Origin of the sequence: Streptomyces sp. HSW2009 (genome assembly GCF_040240285.1) — a bacterium.
Classification (GTDB): domain Bacteria; phylum Actinomycetota; class Actinomycetes; order Streptomycetales; family Streptomycetaceae; genus Streptomyces.
The window spans coordinates 1-3,536 of the sequence record NZ_JBEHZD010000689.1; the positions used below are offsets into that span (position 1 = coordinate 1).

A 3,536-nucleotide genomic window follows, 5' to 3' on the forward strand; every position below is an offset into this window, starting at 1 on the left:
GGGCCGGAGGCCGCTCCGTGCGCGGCGTCGGCCGTCATCCCGGGGGACGCCGCCGCACCGGGGGACGGCTCGGGCGCACTCCGCGCGGACGCGGGCGTGGCCGGGGGCTGTGCCTCGCCTACGGGCTCCGCGGGTCGCCGTGCACCCAGTCGCAGCCGGCCGAACCTGCTGGTCCCGCGGCCGATGGCGCCGGCCGCGGCGCGGCGGCGGGCGCTGGCCCTGGCGCGCCGGGCACTGTGCGTGCGGTCCTCCAGCCAACTGTCGCAGTCCGGTGTCAGGGCTATCGCGGACGGGGCGGGCACGCCCAGTTCGTCGGCGAGGTCGTGCACCAGTCGGTGCAGGTCGGGAGCGCTCGCCTGCGGGATGGGCACGGTGGGGCTGAGCGCGGGGCGTGCCCGCGCGATGGCCACCGTGACGGCCGCGGCCACCAGCAGGGTCAGCGCGGCCAGGCCGACGGCGACCCAGCGCGCGGTGCGCCAGCCGGCGCCCGCGCCGCCGATGTGGCCGGTGCTGCCTCCCACGAGGAGCAGCACCGCAACGGCGGTCGGCAGCAGCGCCACGGCCTGCGCGGCACCGCGCACGCGCAGCACCGCGAGCGCTCGTGCACGAGCTCCCGGCGTATCGGCTTCCGGACCTGCCATGAGACGGATCACCCCCTACTGCCCTGCGGTGAGTGCGACAGCGGACGTCGCCGGCGTGCGTACCCCACCACTGTCGCACCGGCTACTGACACCGCAATGTCGGTGTGCGAAGGCCCCCCGGCCCGCGCGGCAGTCGCTGCGCCACTTGCCGCAGCGTGCCTGCGCGGCACACTAGTTGCGGCCGGGAATCGCGTCACCCAGATGGCCAAGCGCTCACTCAATGGAATGGCTTCATACAGGGGTAGGAACCATTCCGGTCAGATAGCGGAACCTGCGCCTGATGGGTGAACGACGAGGCCGGGGGCGGTGCCGAGGCCGAGCGCCCGAGCGGCGCCGGGGCGTGTGCCCAGGGCGTGCCGCAGGGGGTGGTGCGCCGGCGCGGCCGTACCGAGCCCACCGGCCCGCACCCGCCCCGGCCGCCGCCGCCCGTGGCCGCTTCGACCGCTGCCGCCCGAGGCCAGGACCGACGCCATCGCCGCAGGTCAAAGCGGGTAAACGGACGAGCTCCCGGCCCGCCAGCCGGCCTGTCCACCGGCGACGCCCGCCGTAACGGTGCCGGTTTCGGGTCCCGGTTCGACGCCCCGCCCGGCGTCCCACCCGCACTGTCTCCGCCCCGTACCCGCCGCCGTCTGCACCGCCACGCCGGGGCCGCCCGCAGTGGCTGGGCGCGCCCGTCGTACCGCCGGATGTTCAGCCGGTGGGGCGGCCGGTCGGGGCCGGTACGGGAGCCTGCGCGGGGCCGCCGTCACGCACCGTGGTGGTACGGGCCGTCGGCTGCCGGCGTGCGGGGCGCGGGCCGCGGCGGGAACACGCCGGCGGGTTGGCGGGCGGCGGATACGCGCCGCGGGCGCGGCGGATACGTCCGACCACGGGGGCGGCGAAGGGGCACCAGGGGGTGCGGGCAGCCGCGGGGGGGTGCGTTCGGCCGCGCTCGGCGGTGTGGCGGGGGCGCGGGCGCCGTCCGCCGGCGGGGTCGGTGCGCGGGCACGGGCACGGGCACGGCTGCCGCTGGAATCGAAGGCCGCAGCCCACTCGGGCCACGGCGGCGCCGACTGCGCACCGATGGGCCCGGCTACCCGTCCCGGTACGCACGTCCGTCGGCGGCGGGCCTGGCCGTACGTCGATCACGCTCCCCCGACCGGGCCCCGTACGCCATCGGCCTGACCCGTACGACGTCGCCCCGGGGGCCCGGCACACCGGACGCCGCCGTACCTCGCCCGGCAGCGCACGGTCCGGGGCGCCGGGCACGGGCCAAGGGGATGACGAACCTCCGCGCTCCCCGCGCGCGAGGATCACGCGCCGGGCGACGGGCCGACCCACCGGACCCGCAGGCCTGGCTACCGCCTACCGCGGCTCCGCCGCACGACCAGCGATCCCCGCCCCATGCCGACAGCACACGGACCAGGACGCCGGGCACAGGCCAAGGGGATAATGAGTCCCCGCGCTTCCCGCGCGCCCGTACGCCCGTACGCCCGTACGTGAGGATCACGCACCGGACGGCAGCGCGCCCCACCGGGCCAACCGGACCCGCAGGCCCGGCTACCGCCTACCGCGGCTCCGCCGCACGCGCGGCGATGTCCGTCCGGTGGTGGGAGCCGTCCAGGTCGATCACGTCGAGCGCTCGGTACGCGCGCTCGCGCGCCGTCGCGAGGCTGGAGCCGGTGGCCGTCACGGACAGCACCCGGCCGCCGGAGCTGACGACCTCGCCGGACTCGGCGAGTTTGGTGCCGGCGTGCAGCACGTACGTCTTCTCGTGTTCGGCGGCCTCGGCCAGGCCCGTGATGGGGTCGCCGGTGCGCGGCGTGCCGGGGTAGTTGTGCGAGGCGATGACGACGGTGACCGCGGCGCCGTCGCTCCAGCGCAGCGGCGGCTGGAGCTCCAGCGTGCCGGTGGCCGCCCGCAGCAACACGCCGGCCAGCGGCGTCTTGAGCCGGGCCAGTACGACCTGGGTCTCCGGGTCGCCGAAGCGGGCGTTGAACTCGATGACCCGCACCCCGCGCGAGGTGATGGCGAGGCCCGCGTACAGCAGTCCGGAGAACGGCGTGCCGCGGCGGCGCAGGTCGTCGACGGTCGGCTGGAGGACGGTTTCGAGCACCTCGTCGACCAGCTTGGGGTCGGCCCACGGCAGCGGCGAGTAGGCGCCCATGCCGCCGGTGTTGGGGCCCTCGTCGCCGTCCAGGGCGCGCTTGAAGTCCTGCGCCGGCTGGAGCGGGAGGACGGTCTCGCCGTCGGTGATCGCGAACAGCGACACCTCGGGGCCGTCCAGGAACTCCTCGATGACCACCCGGTCGCAGGCGAGCGCGTGCGCGCGGGCGACGGCGACGTCCTCGGTGACCACGACGCCCTTGCCGGCCGCGAGACCGTCGTCCTTGACGACGTACGGCGGGCCGAAGGCGTCGAGCGCTTCGTCCACCTCTTCGGCGTTGACGCAGACGTAGCTGCGCGCGGTGGGGACGCCGGCCGTGGCCATGACGTCCTTCGCGAACGCCTTGGAGCCTTCGAGGCGGGCCGCGGCTGCGGACGGGCCGAAGCACGGGATGCCGCGGTCGCGCACGGCGTCCGCGACCCCGGCGACCAGCGGCGCTTCCGGGCCGACGATGACCAGGTCCACGCCGAGCGAGCCGGCGAGGTCGGCGACCGCGATGCCGTCGAGGACGTTCACCTGGTGCTGCTCTGCGACCTCGGCGATGCCAGCGTTGCCGGGCGCGCAGTGCAGCGCGGTGACGTCGGGGTCGAGGGAGAGTGAGCGGCACAGGGCGTGTTCGCGGGCGCCGCCGCCGATGACGAGGACCTTCACGGGCCCAGCCTAAACGTCGCCGACCGCGGCCCCCCCCCCCCCGCCCGGGCACCCCCGGGGCCCCGGGGGGGGGGGGGGGGGGGGCCGCCGGCGGGGGG

General features: G+C 76.8%; 1 protein-coding gene and 1 pseudogene. Both read right to left on the reverse strand.

Annotated features, from left to right (window positions below):
• A pseudogene (locus AAHZ94_RS30785) lies at positions 1–641 on the reverse strand (hypothetical protein); the annotation flags it as partial.
• A gap of 1,546 nt (positions 642–2,187) precedes the next feature.
• Complete coding sequence (gene purD / locus AAHZ94_RS30790) at positions 2,188–3,438, reverse strand: phosphoribosylamine--glycine ligase (RefSeq protein ID WP_349997013.1); 1,251 nt, start codon at positions 3,436–3,438, stop codon at positions 2,188–2,190.
• Positions 3,439–3,536: the final 98 nt, after the last annotated feature.